The sequence below is a fragment of the Stenotrophomonas maltophilia group sp. Smal17 genome, assembly GCF_030237045.1.
In the GTDB taxonomy this organism is placed as follows: domain Bacteria; phylum Pseudomonadota; class Gammaproteobacteria; order Xanthomonadales; family Xanthomonadaceae; genus Stenotrophomonas; species Stenotrophomonas forensis.
In genome coordinates this window covers 13,058-30,243 of the sequence record NZ_JASJSU010000011.1, presented here as the reverse complement: position 1 = coordinate 30,243, position 17,186 = coordinate 13,058, and the positions used below count along the sequence as shown (strand labels likewise).

17 protein-coding genes and 1 tRNA gene are annotated in these 17,186 nt (G+C 63.5%); 16 read left to right on the top strand and 2 right to left on the bottom strand.

Annotation, left to right across the window (positions count from 1 at the left end):
* The first annotated feature begins 55 nt into the window (after window positions 1-55).
* The 11 genes from QRO93_RS05115 (at window position 56) to QRO93_RS05065 (ending at window position 12,971) form a co-directional block, all read left to right on the top strand.
* Window positions 56-508: a hypothetical protein gene (locus tag QRO93_RS05115; protein WP_053450086.1), complete on the top strand. Its 453-nt coding sequence runs from the start codon at window positions 56-58 to the stop codon at window positions 506-508.
* A gap of 3 nt (window positions 509-511) precedes the next feature.
* The gene (locus tag QRO93_RS05110; protein ID WP_008265925.1) at window positions 512-859 is read left to right on the top strand and encodes a hypothetical protein; all 348 of its coding nucleotides are present in this window, start codon (window positions 512-514) and stop codon (window positions 857-859) included.
* An 80-nt stretch (window positions 860-939) separates the two neighbouring features.
* Window positions 940-1,182: a hypothetical protein gene (locus QRO93_RS05105; RefSeq protein WP_238581810.1), complete on the top strand. Its 243-nt coding sequence runs from the start codon at window positions 940-942 to the stop codon at window positions 1,180-1,182.
* Window positions 1,183-1,218: 36 nt separating this feature from the next.
* Window positions 1,219-1,617, top strand: a complete 399-nt coding sequence (locus QRO93_RS05100) for a hypothetical protein (protein WP_148564978.1) — start codon at window positions 1,219-1,221, stop codon at window positions 1,615-1,617.
* Between the two features lie 51 nt (window positions 1,618-1,668).
* On the top strand, window positions 1,669-5,259 hold the full coding sequence (locus QRO93_RS05095; protein WP_053450085.1) for a phage tail tape measure protein: 3,591 nt from the start codon (window positions 1,669-1,671) through the stop codon (window positions 5,257-5,259).
* A 63-nt stretch (window positions 5,260-5,322) separates the two neighbouring features.
* The gene (locus tag QRO93_RS05090) at window positions 5,323-5,679 is read left to right on the top strand and encodes a hypothetical protein (RefSeq protein ID WP_053450084.1); all 357 of its coding nucleotides are present in this window, start codon (window positions 5,323-5,325) and stop codon (window positions 5,677-5,679) included.
* Window positions 5,676-6,137: a DUF1833 family protein gene (locus QRO93_RS05085; protein WP_053450083.1), complete on the top strand. Its 462-nt coding sequence runs from the start codon at window positions 5,676-5,678 to the stop codon at window positions 6,135-6,137. The genes QRO93_RS05090 and QRO93_RS05085 overlap by 4 nt, the downstream gene beginning before the upstream one ends.
* The gene (locus QRO93_RS05080) at window positions 6,137-6,532 is read left to right on the top strand and encodes a hypothetical protein (protein WP_053450082.1); all 396 of its coding nucleotides are present in this window, start codon (window positions 6,137-6,139) and stop codon (window positions 6,530-6,532) included. Before QRO93_RS05085 ends, QRO93_RS05080 begins: the two co-directional genes overlap by 1 nt.
* A complete protein-coding gene (locus QRO93_RS05075; RefSeq protein ID WP_053450081.1) occupies window positions 6,523-11,550 on the top strand; it encodes a host specificity factor TipJ family phage tail protein in 5,028 nt (1,675 codons plus the stop codon). The genes QRO93_RS05080 and QRO93_RS05075 overlap by 10 nt, the downstream gene beginning before the upstream one ends.
* A 1-nt stretch (window position 11,551) precedes the next feature.
* Window positions 11,552-12,235: a hypothetical protein gene (locus QRO93_RS05070; protein ID WP_285303983.1), complete on the top strand. Its 684-nt coding sequence runs from the start codon at window positions 11,552-11,554 to the stop codon at window positions 12,233-12,235.
* A gap of 301 nt (window positions 12,236-12,536) precedes the next feature.
* Window positions 12,537-12,971, top strand: a complete 435-nt coding sequence (locus QRO93_RS05065; protein WP_053451338.1) for a BLUF domain-containing protein — start codon at window positions 12,537-12,539, stop codon at window positions 12,969-12,971.
* 617 nt (window positions 12,972-13,588) lie between these two features.
* On the opposite strand, the gene QRO93_RS05060 is transcribed toward QRO93_RS05065, so the two are convergent.
* Complete coding sequence (locus tag QRO93_RS05060; protein ID WP_053451337.1) at window positions 13,589-13,888, bottom strand: hypothetical protein; 300 nt, start codon at window positions 13,886-13,888, stop codon at window positions 13,589-13,591.
* Between the two features lie 61 nt (window positions 13,889-13,949).
* On the opposite strand from QRO93_RS05060, the gene QRO93_RS05055 reads away from it, so the two are divergent.
* From QRO93_RS05055 to QRO93_RS05045, 3 genes are all read left to right on the top strand, one after another.
* Window positions 13,950-14,564, top strand: coding sequence for a hypothetical protein (locus tag QRO93_RS05055; protein ID WP_053450078.1), 615 nt, complete (start codon window positions 13,950-13,952; stop codon window positions 14,562-14,564).
* A 174-nt stretch (window positions 14,565-14,738) separates the two neighbouring features.
* On the top strand, window positions 14,739-15,167 hold the full coding sequence (locus QRO93_RS05050) for a BLUF domain-containing protein (protein WP_053450077.1): 429 nt from the start codon (window positions 14,739-14,741) through the stop codon (window positions 15,165-15,167).
* A 541-nt stretch (window positions 15,168-15,708) separates the two neighbouring features.
* Window positions 15,709-16,215, top strand: a complete 507-nt coding sequence (locus QRO93_RS05045) for a hypothetical protein (RefSeq protein WP_285303982.1) — start codon at window positions 15,709-15,711, stop codon at window positions 16,213-16,215.
* Between the two features lie 91 nt (window positions 16,216-16,306).
* On the opposite strand, the gene QRO93_RS05040 is transcribed toward QRO93_RS05045, so the two are convergent.
* Window positions 16,307-16,392: transfer RNA gene (locus QRO93_RS05040), tRNA-Leu, on the bottom strand.
* A 132-nt stretch (window positions 16,393-16,524) separates the two neighbouring features.
* Between QRO93_RS05040 and QRO93_RS05035 the strand changes: the two genes are divergently transcribed.
* Both QRO93_RS05035 and QRO93_RS05030 read left to right on the top strand, forming a co-directional pair.
* A complete protein-coding gene (locus QRO93_RS05035; protein WP_049458821.1) occupies window positions 16,525-16,905 on the top strand; it encodes a response regulator in 381 nt (126 codons plus the stop codon).
* 69 nt (window positions 16,906-16,974) lie between these two features.
* Window positions 16,975-17,172 (top strand): hypothetical protein, encoded by a 198-nt coding sequence (locus QRO93_RS05030; protein WP_006461763.1) that lies wholly within the window; start codon window positions 16,975-16,977, stop codon window positions 17,170-17,172.
* Window positions 17,173-17,186 lie beyond the last annotated feature (14 nt).

Here is a 17,186-nt window from a genome sequence, read left to right as displayed (position 1 = left end):
TCTGCAACCAACAGGCCGCCTCCGGGCGGCTTTTCTTTACCCCAAGGAGCCAACCATGGCCAAGAACGAAGCGATCTCCGCGCAGGACTCTGCGCTCTACGTGAAGAAGGGCGAGGCGCCCACGACCCCGAACGATCCGGCCGGCTATACCGAGGTCGATGGCCTGACGGGCTTCCCGTTCGGCCGTGGCCAGGCCAACACGCTGGACGCCACCAATCTGAAATCCACGCAGGTCGAGAACATTGCCGGCCTGGCTGGCGGCCAGACCGTGCAGGTTGCCGGCCACCGCTGGCCGGTGGGGAAGTCGGCCGGCCAGGAGATCCTGCGCGATGCGGATCCGGATGAGGATCTGCACTTCCTGATGGTGCTGCCAACCGGCGACGCCGCCACCTTCGTTGGCAAGGTGGCCGGCTTCAACGTGACCCCGGGCACCAATGCCGTGCTGACCTTCACTGCGGACCTGCTGCCGCGCGACTTCACCATCGTCACTCTTCCGACCGGACCGTAAGCCATGACCCTGCTGAACAAGAGCCAGATCCTCGCCGCCTCCGACCGCAAGACCGAAGACCTGGAGGTCAAGGAGTGGGGCGGCACCGTCCGCATCTCCACCATGTCCGCCAGCGACCGCGACAAGTGGGAGCAGGACACCTACGGCGGTGAGAAGACCAAGACCGAGGACTTCCGCGCCCGCTTCGTGGCGCTGTGCCTGGTCGATGAGAAGGGCGACCGCCTGTTCACCGACAAGGACGTAGCCCAGCTGGGTGCGAAGTCGGCCGCGGCGCTCGATCGCGTGTTCCGCGCCGCACAGAAGCTCAACGCCCTGGGTGATGCCGCCATCGAGGCCGCTGAAAAAAACTGACAAGCCGGCCTGAGCGCCGGCTTCAGTTTCGGATCGCGTGGCGCCTCGGCTACCCGCATCCAGACCACATGCTGGCGGGAATGGATTCCCGCCAGCTGACGGAGATGTACGCCTTCGCGCGCGTTGAGCCGCTGGACCAGCCCTTGCAGGACATGCTGGCCCAGCTGACCGACGTGCTGGCCAGGGTCCATGGCAACGAGACCAGCCCGAAGGACTTCCTCTTGGTTCGGGAGCCTCCACAGCCGGTGGACGAGGGTGCGGCCAGGGCCCAGCAGATCGCCGAGCTGTTCCAGGCGGCGTCGGCAAGGAACTCCGTTCATTGAGCTAACATCGCCCCCGTCAACCATGGAAGACGGGAAATGAAGAGAGCACTCATAGCAGTAGTTGCAGCCTTACTGTCCGGGAACGCACTTGCGAGCCCGATTTACCTTTCCTGCTACGTTGGTAGCGGAGGGGATCGAACGGGCTTCAAAGTAACGCTTGACGAGAACAATGGGACGGCGACTCAGACCGAGGGTGGGTCATTCAGCGCGGATGCTTCGTTTGACCCAACGGAAGTACGCTATATGCGGCGCGACTACCATGATTGGGGTAGGAACGGTAGCCAGACTTTTCTTATGATCACCAGAATCAATCGCGTGGATCTGAGCGTCACTTATGAATACAAGTATCTGGAGAATGGTCAGGTAAAACCTGAGAAGGGCTATATCCAGACAGGTCAATGCAAGGTGATCACGCCACCTGCTCGACAATTCTGAACCGATTAAGGACCCGCCGAAAGGCGGGTTTCTTGTTTATGGGATCCTGATATGACTTCTACCGCGGCAACCATCGACGTACAGCTGCGGGCGAACACCGCTGCTTACCGCGCCGAGATGGTGAATTCTGCTCGCACCACCACGCAGCAGCTTGGCCTGATCCGTAAGGAGGCCTCACAGACAGCGGTTTCCATTGCGAACCTCAACAAGGCGGCGGTTGGCTTCGTAGGCTTCGAAGCGGTCAAGAGTGGCGTGCTGGCACTCTTGGATGCGCAGAAGTCGATCCAGCAAATCCACTACGGCCTCATGGGTGCTACGGGGTCGGCCCAAGCCGCAGACAAGGCCTACGGCTTCGTCGCGCAGACGGCGAAGGACCTTGGCCTGAATCTGGAGGAGGCCGGCAAGAGCTTCACCAGCATGTCGGCGGCCGCCACCGCGAACGGCATAGCCATGAAGGATCAGCAGGAGCTGTTCCGGCAACTGTCGCGCTCGGCGACAGTGATGCACTTGACCAGTGAGCAGATGGGAAGAGCCACCACGGCGCTCGGGCAGTCCTTCAGCAAGGGCAAGTTCCAGGCCGAGGAGCTCCGGCAACAGCTTGGCGAAGCCATCCCCGGCATCGTGCCCCGTTTCATCCAGGCGGTTGCCAAGATGAACGAAGGAACTGCTCTTGCCGGCAAGTCCTTCGACAAGCTTCTGCAGGACGGCGACCTGAGCGTCCAGAAGTACCTGCCGGCGATGATCAAGGCGCTGGAAGCCTCCGGCACTGGAGCAGAGGAGGCTGCAAAAGGGCTGAGCGCAGAGCTGAATCGCCTTTCCACTGCATGGTTCAACTTGAAGGTCAAGGCCAGCGGCGGGGTGTTCAGCGACGCCGCAATCTCGTCCGTTCGATTCATGGCCGAGAATCTGGAGAACGTCGCCGGTGCCGCGACGGTGGCTGCGGGTGTCATCGCTGGCCGTCTCGTCGGCGTCGGTGCTGGCAAGGCATATAGCGCTGTCGCCGCACCGATTTCAGATCGGATGGCTGCATCCAGCCAGGCATCGGACTTGGCAAGCGTCGCGCGGGAGCGTGTCAAGGAGGCTGCCGCAACAGTCAACCAGGCAAGGGAGTCTGTACGCCTTACCACGACGTGGAAAGCCCAGGCTGCAGCCGCCCAGGATACTGCTCGGGGCCAGTTGGCCGTGGCTGCGGCTGCCCACGAAGCCGCACAACGGACGCTAGAACACCAGCAGGGCGCGGCAACTCTGTCTGCCAACCTGCGGGCGCAGAAGGAGGCTCAAGCCGCAGTGGTTGTCGCCCAACGCAACCTTGAGCGGGCCCAGCGCGAGTACAACGCAGCATCTCTGTCTGGAACGCGAGCAGATGCAGCAGCTACCGCGGCGAAGGGGCGGCTGATCCTGGCCCAAGAGGCTGCTGCCGTAGCAACCAACAACCTCACCGCGGCGCGCGGGAGGGAGGCCGCTGCGGCGTCGGCATCCTCACTCGGCGGAATGCTGGCTGGCGGACTGCGCAGTGCCGGTAGCGGTCTGTTGGCGCTGGCTGGTGGCCCGTGGGGTGCTGCAGCGATCGCCATTGGTGGTGTCGGCATTGCGTACATGGATATGGTGCGCAAGTCCCAACAAGCGAGGGAGGAGTACGCACAGCAGGTTAAGTCTCTAGGTCTTCTGGCCTATCAGATATCTGATGTTACGGAGAGATTTCAGAAGTTCGGTAGTGAAGTGTCACTCAAGGACTTTATCGGACAATGGAATGAGGCTGCGCAGAAGATCAAGCAGTCGGAGGAACGGGCGAAGGCGCTTGAGGCCGCGGTCCGCAACTATCAAGCGCTGTTGGATCAAGGGAGAACGTCCACGCGCGAGGGGGCTGGGCTCACGATTGTTCGTGACATGGAGCGCCTCGCTGACGCGAAGGCGGATCTGAAGAAGTTCCAAGAGGAGGTGGCGCCGACTCAAGCGAAGTTCGACGAAATGTCGACCGTTCTTCGATCTCGGCTGACGCCGGAGTTGTTCGAGGCTGCAAAGGCAGCAGCAGCGCTTGGGAAGGAGAAGTTGGAGGAGTTTTTGGCGGCGCTGCCAGAGGCGGCCCGACGTGCAGTGGACGCAGGAAACGCGATCCAAGGAATGTTGTCAGGCTTGCGAACTGATAGTTGGAAGGATCAGGTCGAGTGGATCAAGAAGTCCAAGGGTGAGTACGCGGCATGGATGGCCGAGCAAGGCAAGGTCATCAACGATAATGGAGGTGTGCAAGCGCTGACGCCGCAGGAGCGCGCTTCTTTCAATGCTGAGGCTGCGCGGAAGAAGGCGCACTTTGAGCGGATGAAGCAGCTCGAGGATGAGAAGAAGTCCAGGGCTGGGGCCGCCCGTTCAGAGATCGCTGACGGCAAAGCCCAGCAGAGCCAGTACGCATCGATCACCGATCGGATCAAGCGGCAGATAGCTCTCGACAAGGAGCAGATGGGCCTGACCGACGACATGACGGCGGCGCAGAAGCTCCAGGTGGTCATCGCAAATGAGCTGGCCTCGGCCAAGAGCAAGCTGAGCGAGGAGGAGCAGAAGCGCGTCAAGGCGTTGCTCGAGGAGGCGGTGGCCCAGGGTAAGGCGCTTGCGGCGCAGGAGTCTGCGAAGAAGGCCGCACAGGACATGCTGCGGCTCCAGAAGGAGCTGAACGAGGCGGCCGTCACCCAGCAGCAGGCCAACGCGATCGACCTGGCCGGCATCGGCACTGGCAGTGAGCAGATGGAGCGCATGCGCCGCCAGCTGCAGCTCAAGGAAGAGTACGACCGCCGGCTGTCAGCGCTGAATGACCGCAACGCCAGCGCCAACAATGGCAACGGCTATACCAGCAAGCAGTACGCGCAGCAGCTGGACGAGCTGGACAAGTACCACAAGGAGGCATTGCAGCGGGAGGCGCAGTACCAGGCGGATCGTCAGAGTTCGATCACTAATTGGTCGTTGGGTGCCTACCGTGCCTTCGAGGACTATCGTTCCCAGGCGGCCAATGCAGCAGAGCTGGGCAATCAGGCGTTCACCAACGCATTCCAGGGAATGGAGGATGCGTTGGTGAACTTCGAAATGACCGGCAAGCTGAGTTTCAGCCAGCTGGCCAACTCGATCATTGCGGACCTGGCTCGTATCGCGGCCAAGCAAGCCACATCAGCGCTGTTCAACGCCGGATTCAACGCTTTTGCCGGGCCGGTTGGAACGGTACAGCGGGAGCGGATCCAGATCCCAGGGTTCGACGGTGGTGGCTTCACCGGTTACGGCGGGCGACTGGAGCCGGCCGGACTCGTCCACAAGGGCGAGGGCGTGCTCAACCAGGACGACATGCGGGCACTGGGGGGGCCATCGGCATTTCACGCCCTGCGCGCGGCGTTGAGGCGAGGTTACGACGCTGGCGGCATCGGTGGACAGGTTCCCGCTCGTGTTGCGCTGAGCGGCCGGCAGGGTGGCCAAGGCGGACCGTCCGTTGAGATCCACAACTACAGCGGAAGCAAGGTCCAGCAGCGAGAGGAATCGCAAACGCTTCCAGATGGGTCCGAGATCCGAAAGCTGATTGTCCAGATCGGCAACGAGGAGCTCGATGGCGGTTCGTGGGGCCGGGTCGGCCAAGCCCGCTATGGCTGGCAGGACGCGATGGGCTGAGTGGATCGGCGCGGGGTTCCCACGCCGGTTTCTATGAGATTGATTGTTCGAAGCGAGGAGTACATGGAGACCTTCCCCAGCTATGCCGAGATCCGCTTTGCGGACTACGGTGAGGAGTTCGACCCCGCGGTCGAGCGCACCGAGATGGAACGCGGCGTGCCGCGGCAGCGCCTGCTGAACACCCACGTCATGCAGACCATCGGGGCGTCGGTGCAGTTCCGCTCGGCGCAGACGGTGGCCGACTTCGAAGCCTGGTACTTCGACAACCTCAAGCGAATCGGCTGGTTCAACATTGAGCATCCCCGCACGGGCCAGATAATTCGTGCTCGCTTCCAGGGTGGCAAGATCGGCAAGCTGCAGCCGCTCAACACGCTGTTTCGATTCGCCAAGCGCGACTTGGTACTGGAGTACCTGCGATGAGTACGTTCACCGAGCGCCGGCAGCGCACTGACGACACCACGGGCATCCTGCTGCTACTGGAACTGAGCGCCCCGTCGTTCGTGGAGGTGCTGCGCATCGTCAACGACACGGGCGACTGGGTGAGCCAGGGCAACGTGTATACGGGATTCCCGTTCGGCTTCAAGCTGCCCGACGATGTGGGCGGGCAGGCGCCGCGCGCGCAGCTGGTGCTCGACAACGTGGGCCGTTCAATCACCGAGGACCTGGAGCGGTTGCAGCCGGGGGAGCTGGTGACGGCGCGCCTCATGATCACCGACCGGGCAGATGCCAATGTGATTGAGGCCAGCTACGACCTGCCGATGACGCAAGTCGTGGTGAATACCCGCACGGCTTCGGCGCAGCTCGGGGTGGATTTCCTGACACGCCAGCAGGCAGTGACGTTGCGGGCCAATCCCTACACTCTGCCGGGGATCTTCTGATGCGCCTGGCCGAGGTGGAGAAGTTCGTGGGCATCCCCTACGACGAAGACGGATTCGACTGCGCCGACCTGGTGGTGCTCGTGCAGCTGCAGCTGTTCAATAGGGTGATCACCCTACCGGGGCGTCGCCCGCGCGGGCTGCAGGGCGCGGCTGAGCTGGGGGCACTGTCGCGGCCCTACGCGCACCTGCGAGACGGACCACCCGAAGACGGCGATCTTGTCCTGATGTTCGATCAGGGACACCGAAACCCCGGCCATGCCGGGGTTTTCTTTTTCCTGGCCCATGAGGGCTGGGTCCTTCACAGCAACGAGCGCAACGGCTGCAGCGTGCTGCACCGCGTGCGCGATCTGCCCGACTTTGGGCTGCGAATCGAGGGTTACTACGCATGGGCCTGATGCACACGCCTACCGATGCCGGCCGTCTGATCATCACCCCGCATCCGGTGATGCTGGATGGACAACGCAACCTGCAGGCCGACCTGCGCCCGGGTGAGAGCCTGTATGCCTTCCTTGAGCGCCATGTGGAAGGTCTGGGCGGGCAGGCGTGGCTCGTAACTATCGGCGGCCGGTCGGTTGAGCGGCATCTGTGGAGCAACGTTTACCCGAAGCATGGCCAGGTGATCGAGATCCGGGGCGTGGTCGGTAAGAGCGCGATCCGGCTGGTGGCCCAGGTCGCACTGGCTTACTTCACGTTGGGCGGTGCAGCCATTGCAGGTTTCAGCATCGGCACCTCCACGGTGTTGGGTACGACGCTTGCGCGCGCGGCTGTCTACGCTGCCGGCAGCCTGCTGATCAACAAGGTTCTCGGTCCCAAGCTGCCCAGCGCTGCTGCCTCGGCTCCGGCCGACACACTCTTCTCCATTTCGGCGCCCCGCAATCGGATGCGTGCCTATGAGCCGCTGTCGTTCGTGCTCGGTACGGTGCGCATCGCGCCGGACGTGGCCAGCAAGCCGTACATGAACTATGAGGGTGACGAGCAGTACCTGTCGCTTGTGCTGACTCCGGGGCTCAACGTGGCCCGCGTGGACGAGCTGTACAACGGTGACGCCCTGCTGAGCAGCTATGAGGGGGTGCAGGTCTGGCACAGCGGCTTCCCCAGCATGCCGGATGAGGCCATTCCGCTGTACAGCAACTCTGGCAGCGTCGACGGTGGTGTGATCCTGGACACCAGCAGCGACCCCAAGCACACGCCCAGCAACTGGGTTCAGCGCACCAGCTCCGCCGGCGCGATCCGCCTGCAGGTGAACATGGATTTCCGCATCTTCGATGCGGACAAGAAGGGCCGCGACTACGAGAACCGCGAGCAGATCCAGATCCAGTACCGCGCAGTGGGCGAGAGCGGCTGGCGTGTGTTCGGCAACTACACCGTGGCCGGTCGGACGCAGAAGTCCCGGCGCGCGACCTATGGCCTCGATGTTCCGGCCGGCCAGTACGAAGTGCGGGTCCGCACTGCGGGCCTGAACACCGACGGGAACAACGCGCAGGCCAGCTTCAGCTGGACCAACTTGGTCAGTGTGCTGCCTGACACGGCCAGTTATGACGGCATCCCGCGCATCGGCATCCGCATGAAGGCGTCCGGGCAGCTCAACGGCAGCCCCGACGAGCTGCGCTGTGTTGCACATTCCTTCCCGATCCCGGTGTGGAAGGGCGACGCCATCGGCTGGGTCACCGAGGAAAGCAGCAACCCCGGCGCGCAGATCCTGGCCTATGCCCGCGGCATCAAGTCGCCGCAGGGCGTTCGGATTGCCGGCATGGGCCTGCCCGACAGCCAGATCGACGTGGAGGCGCTCAAGGCCTTCATGCTGCACTGCGCGGCCAATGGCTTCAGCTACGACTACCAGGTAGCCGAGAAGCGCAACCACCAGGCGGTGATGGACGCGGTCGCGCTGGCCGGCTTCGGCCAGATCGCATGGCCGAAGGGCCGTCTGGCCGTGGTGTGGGCCGCCGATGAGCAGCCGCTCTCGGGTGTGGTCAACATGGCCACGATCAAGAAGGGGCAGTTCCAGGTCGAGTACACGCTGGCCAACGGCGCCGACGGCATCGAGTACAGCTACCTGGACCGTGCCACGTGGGAGGCAAAGACCCTGCGCGTGCCTGCGCCAGGCGTGACGACCATGCTCAACCCGGCACAGGTGACCGGCGAGGGCGTCACCAGCGAGGCGCATGCCGCCATGCTGGCCCGGTGGCATCTGGCGCAGAGCCTGTACCAGTACAAGTCGATCAGCTACAGCACCGATATCGAGCACCTGGCCTACGGCCGCATGTCGGTGCTGGCGCTGCAGCACGACCTGACGCAATGGGGCTTTGGCGGCCAGGTGCTGTCCGCATCGATGGGGCCGGGGCGAGTCGTGACGCTGCAGCTCGACGTGCCGGTGCCTGCGCCCGCGCAGGGCAGCGCCTACATCGGCCTTCGCATTCCTGGCGAGCGGGTGTACCGCGTCCTGCGGGTCGTGCCCTTCACCGGTGAGAGCGACCAGCTGCAGCTGGCCGATCCCTGGCCGACCGATGCCGAGCTGCCGGGAAACACCGACAGCAACCCGGCATGGGACACGATCTGGATCTACGATTTCAAGCAGACGCCGGGCTACCGCGTGCGGGTGGTAGGCATTCAGCCGGAGAACGACCTCAAGGGCGCCGCGGTCGACGTGGTGGCCGAGGGCCCGGAATACTGGCATTACGTGAAGACCGGCGAGTACATCCCGCCGGAAAACGGCTCCCAGCTGGGCAGCCGGCCGGTTGCCAGCAACCTGCGGATTACCGAGCGCCAGGTGGTGCAGGGTGACACGGTGTTCTCCGAGCTGCAGGCTTCGTTCGATATCACCGGGCCGGTGGGCGAGATCCGCGTGCTGTCGGACCTGGACCAGAATTCGGAGCTGGAGCAGGTCGCCTCGACCACCACGCGCTCGGCCGTCTGGCGCATTCCGCGTGCCGGCGTGTATCCGATCACCGTGCGGCCCTACAGCCCTGACGGGCAGGCCGGCGTGGCGGTGACGGTGACCTATGCCACGCAGGGCGCCGATGTGCCGCCGGTGCTGGTGGACCTGTTCGACGTGGAAGAACGCAGCGGCGGTGTGCGGCTTTACACCTGGGGCTGGCTGGGCGACACAACGCGGTCGGCAGACTTTGCCGGCGTCGAGATCCGCTACATGCCGGGAAAGGACATGAGCCCGGACTGGAATGCGATGACGCCCGTTGGCGAAACCGGCTACCACACGGCGCCCTTCGAAGCGGTCATTCCGGAATCGGGGGATTGGACGTTTGCCTGCCGCAGCGTGAACACCTCGGGCGAGCTCTCCACCGGCATGCGCGTGGTGGTCAAGACGCTGGGAAACAACCTCGGCGAGCAGATGCAGGAGACGTGGGAAGAGGCGGAGCGGGCGAACCAGCGGGTGGGGCAGGAGATCATCGATCGACTGGCCGGCGACGTGGCCGCAGTGAACGAAGCCGTGGGCAAGGCACGTCAGTACACCGACGAGCAGGTCGCCGCGCTCAACGGCATCCTGGAGGACATTGTCGGCGCCGACGAATGGGCGGCCGGCACGACCTACTCGGCCGGCGACTTCGTGCGCCGCGCTGGAACGCTGTATCGGTCGCTGGCCGAGAATGTCGACGTAGAGCCGGGCACCAATCCGGCTGTGTGGGAGGCCATCGGCGACTACACCTCGGTGGGCGATGCGCTGGCGGCCGCCATCAGCATGTCCACGAAGAACGCCAGTGACATCGCGGCTGAGGCCAGCCGCGTGGATGCCGTTGTGGTGAAGCTTCCGGCAGATGGTGGCCAGGCTGCCAGCGCAGGGCAAGTGGCCAGCCAGATTAACGCGCTGGCGGAGGCGGACGCGGCCTTGTCCCAGCGCCTCGACAACACCAACGCGGCCTTGGGCGGCAAGGCAAGCACGGCCAGCGTGACTGCAGTCGAGCAGGCCAGTGTCGCTCGCGACAGTGCGTTGGGCGAGCGGCTCAACACGACCGATGCCGCGCTGGAGGGAAAAGCGTCTGCGGCGGGGCTACAGCAGTTGGCCAGCCAGGTCAGCAACCTCGGGGACTCGGTGACGGCCAACAGTTCGGCCATCACCCATCTGTCGGTGGGGATGAACCCCAACCCGAACATGCTGAAGAACCCCAGCTGGCGCAATGGGCTGACGGGCTGGGGCGGTACGCCGACCAACGGCGCGCCGTTGAACTATGCGTCGCACGGCCCATTCCTTGCGATCCAGCCGACCAGCGGCAGTGACAGTTGCTATCAGTACGTGCAGAGCCCGACGGCAGGCGTTCACTACCTGTCGGGAGAGGTGTTCCGCAATGGCTCGGTCGGCAATGCACGGTTGGTGCTCAGCGCATACAACGCCGGCGGCTTGATTGGTTCGGTGACCGTGCTGTCCGATCGCTCCAAGCTGGGGGTCTGGCAGGCGCTTAATGTTCCAATCGATGTGCCGCCGGACGCTACTCGGCTGCTGGCCGGTGTGATCTGCGAAGGCACGGGCGAGGTAATGTCGTTCCGTCGCCTGAAACTGGAGCGTGGCCCCTCCGCGACTCCCTGGAGCGATGAAGTCACCACCTCCGACACAGCCACGGCTATGCAGTCCATGGAGGTGCGGGCGACGACGCTGGAGAACGGCCAGTCGACCATGTTTGCCAAGTACACTTGGGCGCTGGACGTGAATGGCAATGCCATCGGTATGACGTCCGTCAACGACGGCACCATTGGCCGAATCAGCTTTGTTGCTGACGTGTTGAGCATCGTTGACCCCAACAATACGGGCAGCACAACCTTCGGAAGTGGCAGGTGGGTAACTCGTTCCGGGGCCTACATGATGGTGCACGGCAAGCCGTTCGGTGTATCCAACGACCTGATGATGTGGATCGGTGTGGGCTCCAACCCGGCCAACGCGAGCAAGGCGAACGGCCTGTTCTGGATCGACAACCAGGGCAATGGGTACTTCGGAGGCAGCCTGTCGGCCGGCGTGCTCAAGAACGCTGTGCAGACCACTTCGACCAACGGCAACGCCGAGATCGTCAACGGGCCGTTCTCTACGCTGGGGCGCGCCAAGAACGTCGTGGTCAGCTACGACATGACCAAGACCGACACGGCGAACACGGGCCGGTGGACCGGGGTTTCCGGGCCGGTGAACGCCACCATCGCGATCTATCGGCGGGTGGGCAATGGTGCCGAGCAGTTCATCACCGACTTCAACGTCACGGGCAACTATGAGGTGCTGAACGAGCAGGGTGGGCCGTCGCAGCTGACTTCGCGCATGGCTGGCTCGCACACCTTCACCGACAACACCCCCGGCACCGAGCAGTTCACCTACCGGGCCATCATCGTCACCCGCAACGTGGCCACCGGCACGGCGAGCGGAGGTACAGTCGGTGTGGTGATCAATCAGACGCTGGGCATCATTTCCGTGGAGCAATGAGATGTCGCCGATTCTTTCCGAGAGCAACAACAACCGGGTCGAGATGCTGGCGACCCGGATCGATGTGCAATGGGACTTCCGGGCCAATGACGGCCCGGTGCTGTTTTTCTTTGATCGCGTGGACTGGAACCCGGCCACGGGTCAGGTCAACACCCGCAGTTATGACCGCACGGTGCGCGCTCCGATCCGTGACCTGCTGGCGGGCGAGTACACCTTCACGCACCCGCAGACCGGCGAGCAGATCACCGAGCCTGGCTGGAAGCTGATGGCGTTAATCAAGGCCGCGACGGATCGAGTGTGGGAGTCGGAGAGCCCGCCTGCGCCGGAGATCGTCGGGCCGCTGGATGAGGGCGGGGGGGGACGGCTAAGCCGTCCCCCCCCCCGGCTGCTGCTGCGGCCAAGTGGCTCGACGTGTTACTCCGCGCAGATGTTGAGAGTGTCGATGATCTGCCCAGCGACCTCTGCATCTGCGCAAAGGAAGAAGACGGCATCCTTCTCCGCTGCTTCAGAAAGAAAGTGGTGGACAGTGATCAGGGCGGCCGTCGTATTTCGCACGAACACCTCGTGGCACTGCGAAAGCCGAACGTGCGCAAGCTGTGCGGCAAGCGCCTGCTTGGTTGCGCGGATCTCGGCACTTTTGTCGCTCTCAATCCGCCCAGGCAGGCCAACTCCGCAACCGGTATAGACACATTTGTCCTTGAACCTGGTTTTCCAGACGAACTGAGGGGAGTTGGGTTCGAAGGGCGGCGCGTGTAATGGACTGCTTTTGATCATTCAGGGGCGACAGTGTCATGGCTGATCGCTTCCTGCGAGGTACGCGCGGCGGCTTGATGCAGCTCACGGCCACTCAGTCTTGAGTGGTGTGCGGAGCGTAGTTCTGCAAGCGTGGAAATCCCGTGACTGTGCACCGCTTGTTGCTTTGCTTCCTGCACGCGCTGAGCACATGGCTGGGCATACGCTCGCCTCTGAATTCGAGGTTGTGCCGCATGCTGAAGTGTTCAGTTGTGTTTGTAAGCTCTGCTGTCGAAGAGGTGGGTGAAAGCCGGCTTGCCGACCTAATGGCCGCTGGGGCCAGGTTCAACGAGGCGTGTGGATCGCGAGCGGTTGTGTGCTTCGATGGACGCCGCTTCTTTACCTACCTCGAGGGGACCGCCAGTTCGGTAGCTGCGACTTTGGTCTACATCGAGTCATTGGCCATCCACTCAGAGCTTGTGCAGCTCGCTCGAGGGACTGTTCAGCAGCTCCGCTTCCCGGAACAGCCATTGCTATTCATGCGGGTGACCGCCTCTCAGCTTAAGTCCTTGGTCCGCGCCGACTGGACCAACTTCTCCCAGCGGCTGAAAGGCCGGTTTGATCCCGTTACCGGCATGGAGCAACTCGCCGATCTGGTTGCGCAATGCCGCGAGGCGGCGGCATCCTGAATTGCTGCGGCTCCCCCGGAGTTAGCCCCTTGTGCTGTCCTCGGGTGTATAAGCGATCAAGGGCGGTAGGGAACAGATCGATGCGCTTTGAGTTCACGCATACACACATCTATCCCGGGGCTACCGCCGATCTCTCTGGCAGTCTCCCGGGAACTGACGGTGAGACCACGTGCTTGGTGGAGTTGAGTGATGGTGTCGTCCTCTCGACCAGTTGCTCTGTGAGGGGGGAAGAGGTTCTTCTTTCAATGCCGGAGTACCTCACAGCTCGTGGCGCGAAGATCCCCGCGAAGACGTGGGCGCTACGCAGGGACGTTGAGACAGGAGCATGGCGGGCGAAATCCCGGGTCAACACCTAGAGTGGGGGTGTCACCTTGGATGATTCTCGCATCACGTGGCGGCAGTTATCCTGTGAAGCCCACACCGAGAAGTACAGATGCACGAGTTTCAAGATTGGATATTTAGCGCCAGGGGAAGAACCATAACGGCCAGGGTCCAGGTGGATGGGCGCGGGGGCGGCACCATTACGCGGTTTGAGACCAGGCCCGGTCCGTCGCAAAGCGGCCTTTCGATCAAAGTGGACTCCCAGCAGGAGGCCGCCGCCGCGCTTGAGCGAATCCTTACTGATCTACTGGGCGTTGATTGGTAGCCCCAGGGTCGATCGAGGAAATCTGATCGGTCAGCATCCGAAGAGACTGCTGAAGGGCAGCGGTGAAAACCGGGCCGTCGGTGCCGGCATGAACGTCCGCCGCTTCTACCAGCATAAGTTCCCACACTCGGGCCAGTGATCGCGGATCGTTGTGGGTGGCGATGGCAGCGCCAAGCGCGTACTCCATCGCCTTGAGGTAGGCCCGATGGGCTTCCAGATCGACCTCGCACGAGCGCAGTCGTTCAGCAATTTGCTCCAGGGTGAGTGTCATGGGGGGCTCGACTTGCGCATGAATGGGATGGATAGTTCGTACGGGCCACTTGGCGTACACAATGAGCATCCTCAACGTTTTGCTGCGTGCTGACCAGCTCCTCGTTGCTGTTGACACCTTGGCAGAGGATGTCCAGACCGGCGCCCATTCCTCTGGCGCGAAGCTGCTGCTGATTCCGCAGCACAACCTTGTGCTGGCTGCGCGCGGGTCCACGCAGTTCTTCCTTCGCATCTACGAGCTGGCTCTGCAGGCGAGCTTCCGTGCTGATTTCACGATGGAGCAGCTCTCCGCCGAGTTGGGCCTGGTAGTGGATCAACTATGGCCGAATTACGTGAGAGCGGCAGCCGAGGCTCGCTTGCCGATCGAAAAGCTTGGGACCGAGCTGGTGCTGGGTGGCTGGTCGCCGAAGAGAGGCCGGATGGTGGCCACAGCGTATGCGAAGAGCGACAGCTCCAGGCCAACGATAGTGCAGCCCCTCGATGGGGGCTTGGCTTCTCCTGGGGAACCGCTGGCTGGCAGGCCGGATAGCTTCGCTCCAGCCGACGTTCTTGCGGCTGGCAAGGTCCAGGCTAGATGGCTCAATGAACGGGTAGGGCGACAGGTAGCTGGAGGCCGGCTGTTGGCCGGCTTCCTGGAGAAGGGGCAGGCGATGGTGAGGGATCTCGGGCCGATTTAACGATCTGGCCTGTTCTCGACGAGTCGGCTGCACCTGGCCGGAGGTAGTACGGTCGGCGACACCCGCGAGACGTGTAGCCTGCCAGAACTGTGACGGCGATCTGGCGGCCTCTACGCGACGCTTACGCGGTCAGCTCTACGCTCGGACTCCCCGACAGGCCCGGAGCAGCGTGCCATGCCCAACAAGGCGGTTGTATTCGTCAGCGAGGCGGTCAGCGACCTGACCCAGGCCCACCTTTTGAAGGTCATGGCGGACGCGGAGCGGTTCAACCGCAGAGCAGGAGTGACCGGGGTGACGTTGTTTGATGGAAGCCGGTTCCTCTCCTACATGGAGGGGCCCCAGGACGGTCTGGATGTGGCCTTCTCCAGAGCTGCTGGGGCCGCCAGCCATACGAACCTGATCGAGATTGCGCGTGGACGCGTGGGGCAGCGCAGGCTTCCATACTGGCCGATGCGCTGCATCCCCTTGGCGCCGCCGGAGCTGGTGCAACTGGTGCGAGCCGACTGGACTGGCTTCCTGCAGCGGGGAGGCAATGAGGTTGCCCCGGCCACCGCGATGGAGATGCTGGTGGCGCTTGTCGAACCGTTCGCGGAGGCTGCCTGAGCAGCGCCGCACTGGCACCCATCCGAACTGTCTAGGCACCCATCGATAGTTCGGAGCCGCTGTCGTTCATTTTGTGTCTCCAGTATCGAGCGGATCACCTGGCGTAGGGGCGAACTGCGCTAGCAGTCTTTCGCGACGGCACTGGTCAAGCCAGTGATGCCAGGTCTCGATTTCATCCATCAAACCCGTGGCTCCGCAACCTGGGCAGGTGAGCGTGGTGCCCTTCAGATCGGTTTGAAGGCCTGCACCCTCGCAAAGTGAGGACCTCAGTCCGCAGTTCTTGCAGGTTGATCGCACCTGCTCCAAGCGGGTGATCGCGCCATTGAGCGCAAGCAGGGGCAGGATCGAATGGATCCTGAAGGCATTGGGAGGGTGCATAGCCGTGCCGTTCAAAGGCTGGACACGGGCGCAAAGGATTCTGCACCGGAGAAGAGCCGCGAGGCTGCAGTGTGCGACATCCAAGGTGAACTGTTCATCACAGCGAGTTGGAACGTCGAGCGCCATCGCAGAGTGTGAGACCGTCGCCCGTATTCTTCCGGCCATGCTTCCCTCGCACGGCTACCAAGGCTTCCGCACCGCTCCCGTTCCCGCTGGCTGGGTTCACATGGGGGAAAGCTGGGTGCTGTGGTGGAACGGGCGCCAGATCGCCAATGTCAGCCTCAGCAAGGGTGGCGGCGCGCGCGTCCGCCTCGACGCCCGGAAGATGTGGCAGGTCAAGGAAGCACGGGCCGCCAGCATCGCCCAGGGCAAGCGCTACGCCGAGCGCTGGTGTGCGGCCAGGCTCTACCCGGAGATGCGCCTGCGCGCGGCTGTTGCCCGTCTACTGGACATGACCCCGGGCGAACCGCTCGACCCGCTGCCCGGCCTGCCGCCGACCCGCGAGCAGCAGCAACAGGCCCTGCGCCTAGCTGAGGCAACGGCCACTGCCACGGCGCGAGTCAAGGAAGCGTTGGAACCGGTCAAGCCGCCAGCGACGAAACCCCGCCCTAAGGACGCGCGCAAGGCGTGGGTGAGGGCAGGGCTGCAGCAGATGCAGCGCGGCGTGTAGCGAGAGGGGGAGTTAAGAAAAAAGGCGGAGCCGGAAGATTCACGACTCCATTACGCCATTTTCGTTGAAGCCCTTGCGCTGCAAGGGGTTATGGTGCCGGTGAAAGGACTCGAACCTTCATGGGGTCACCCCCGGCTGATTTTGAGTCAGCTGCGTATACCATTCCGCCACACCGGCAGGCAGCGCGTGAGTGTAACCGAGGTCGGCAGGGCTTTCATAGGGGCAGCGCCATTCGGGGCGCTTCCTGTCGGCATCGGCCCCGTGATGGCTATACTGCGGCGGCGTGAATACCTCCAGGAGCGGTAGCCGATGACAGTGTTGCAGGACCTGAGGGTGCTGGTGGTCGAGAACGACGAAATGAGTGCCGCGCTGCTGCAGATGCAGCTGGTGCATGCCGGCGCGACCGTGGTCGGGTTGGCGGCGAGCGTGGACGAAGCGCTGCGCCTGCTGGAGGATTCGGCGCCGGACGTGGCCCTGCTCGACTATCGCCTGGCCCGCAACGAGACCAGCGAGCCCGTGGCGGCAGCGCTGTCGGCACGCGGTGTGCCGTTCGTGCTGGCCACCGGCATGCTGGCCGAGCAGTTGCCAGCGTCGATGCTGGCCGGGGTGCTGCTGGTCAAGCCGTACCTGTCGGTGGATCTGTCCCAGGCGCTGGTGCGCGCGGTGGGTCATTCCCGCATCAAGGCCTGATTGGCCCCGGCGCAGAGGACCGGCGTATGCTGCCGTGGCCTGAATGCTCAGGCCTACAAGGAGAGTGGCATGAAGAAGTGGATCAAGCGCATGGTTGCCGCGGGTGTCCTTTCGATGGCGGTCTTCGGTGGTACCGCGACTGCCGCATGGTGCGGCCAGCCCTGCTTCCAGCTCTACAAGAGCTGCATCGCGCGCGGCGGTGAGGTCGAGCAGTGCCTGCAGGAACAAGCCTTCTGCGAAGAGGCGATGTGCGGCGGCAACCCCTGATCCAGAAACCCCGC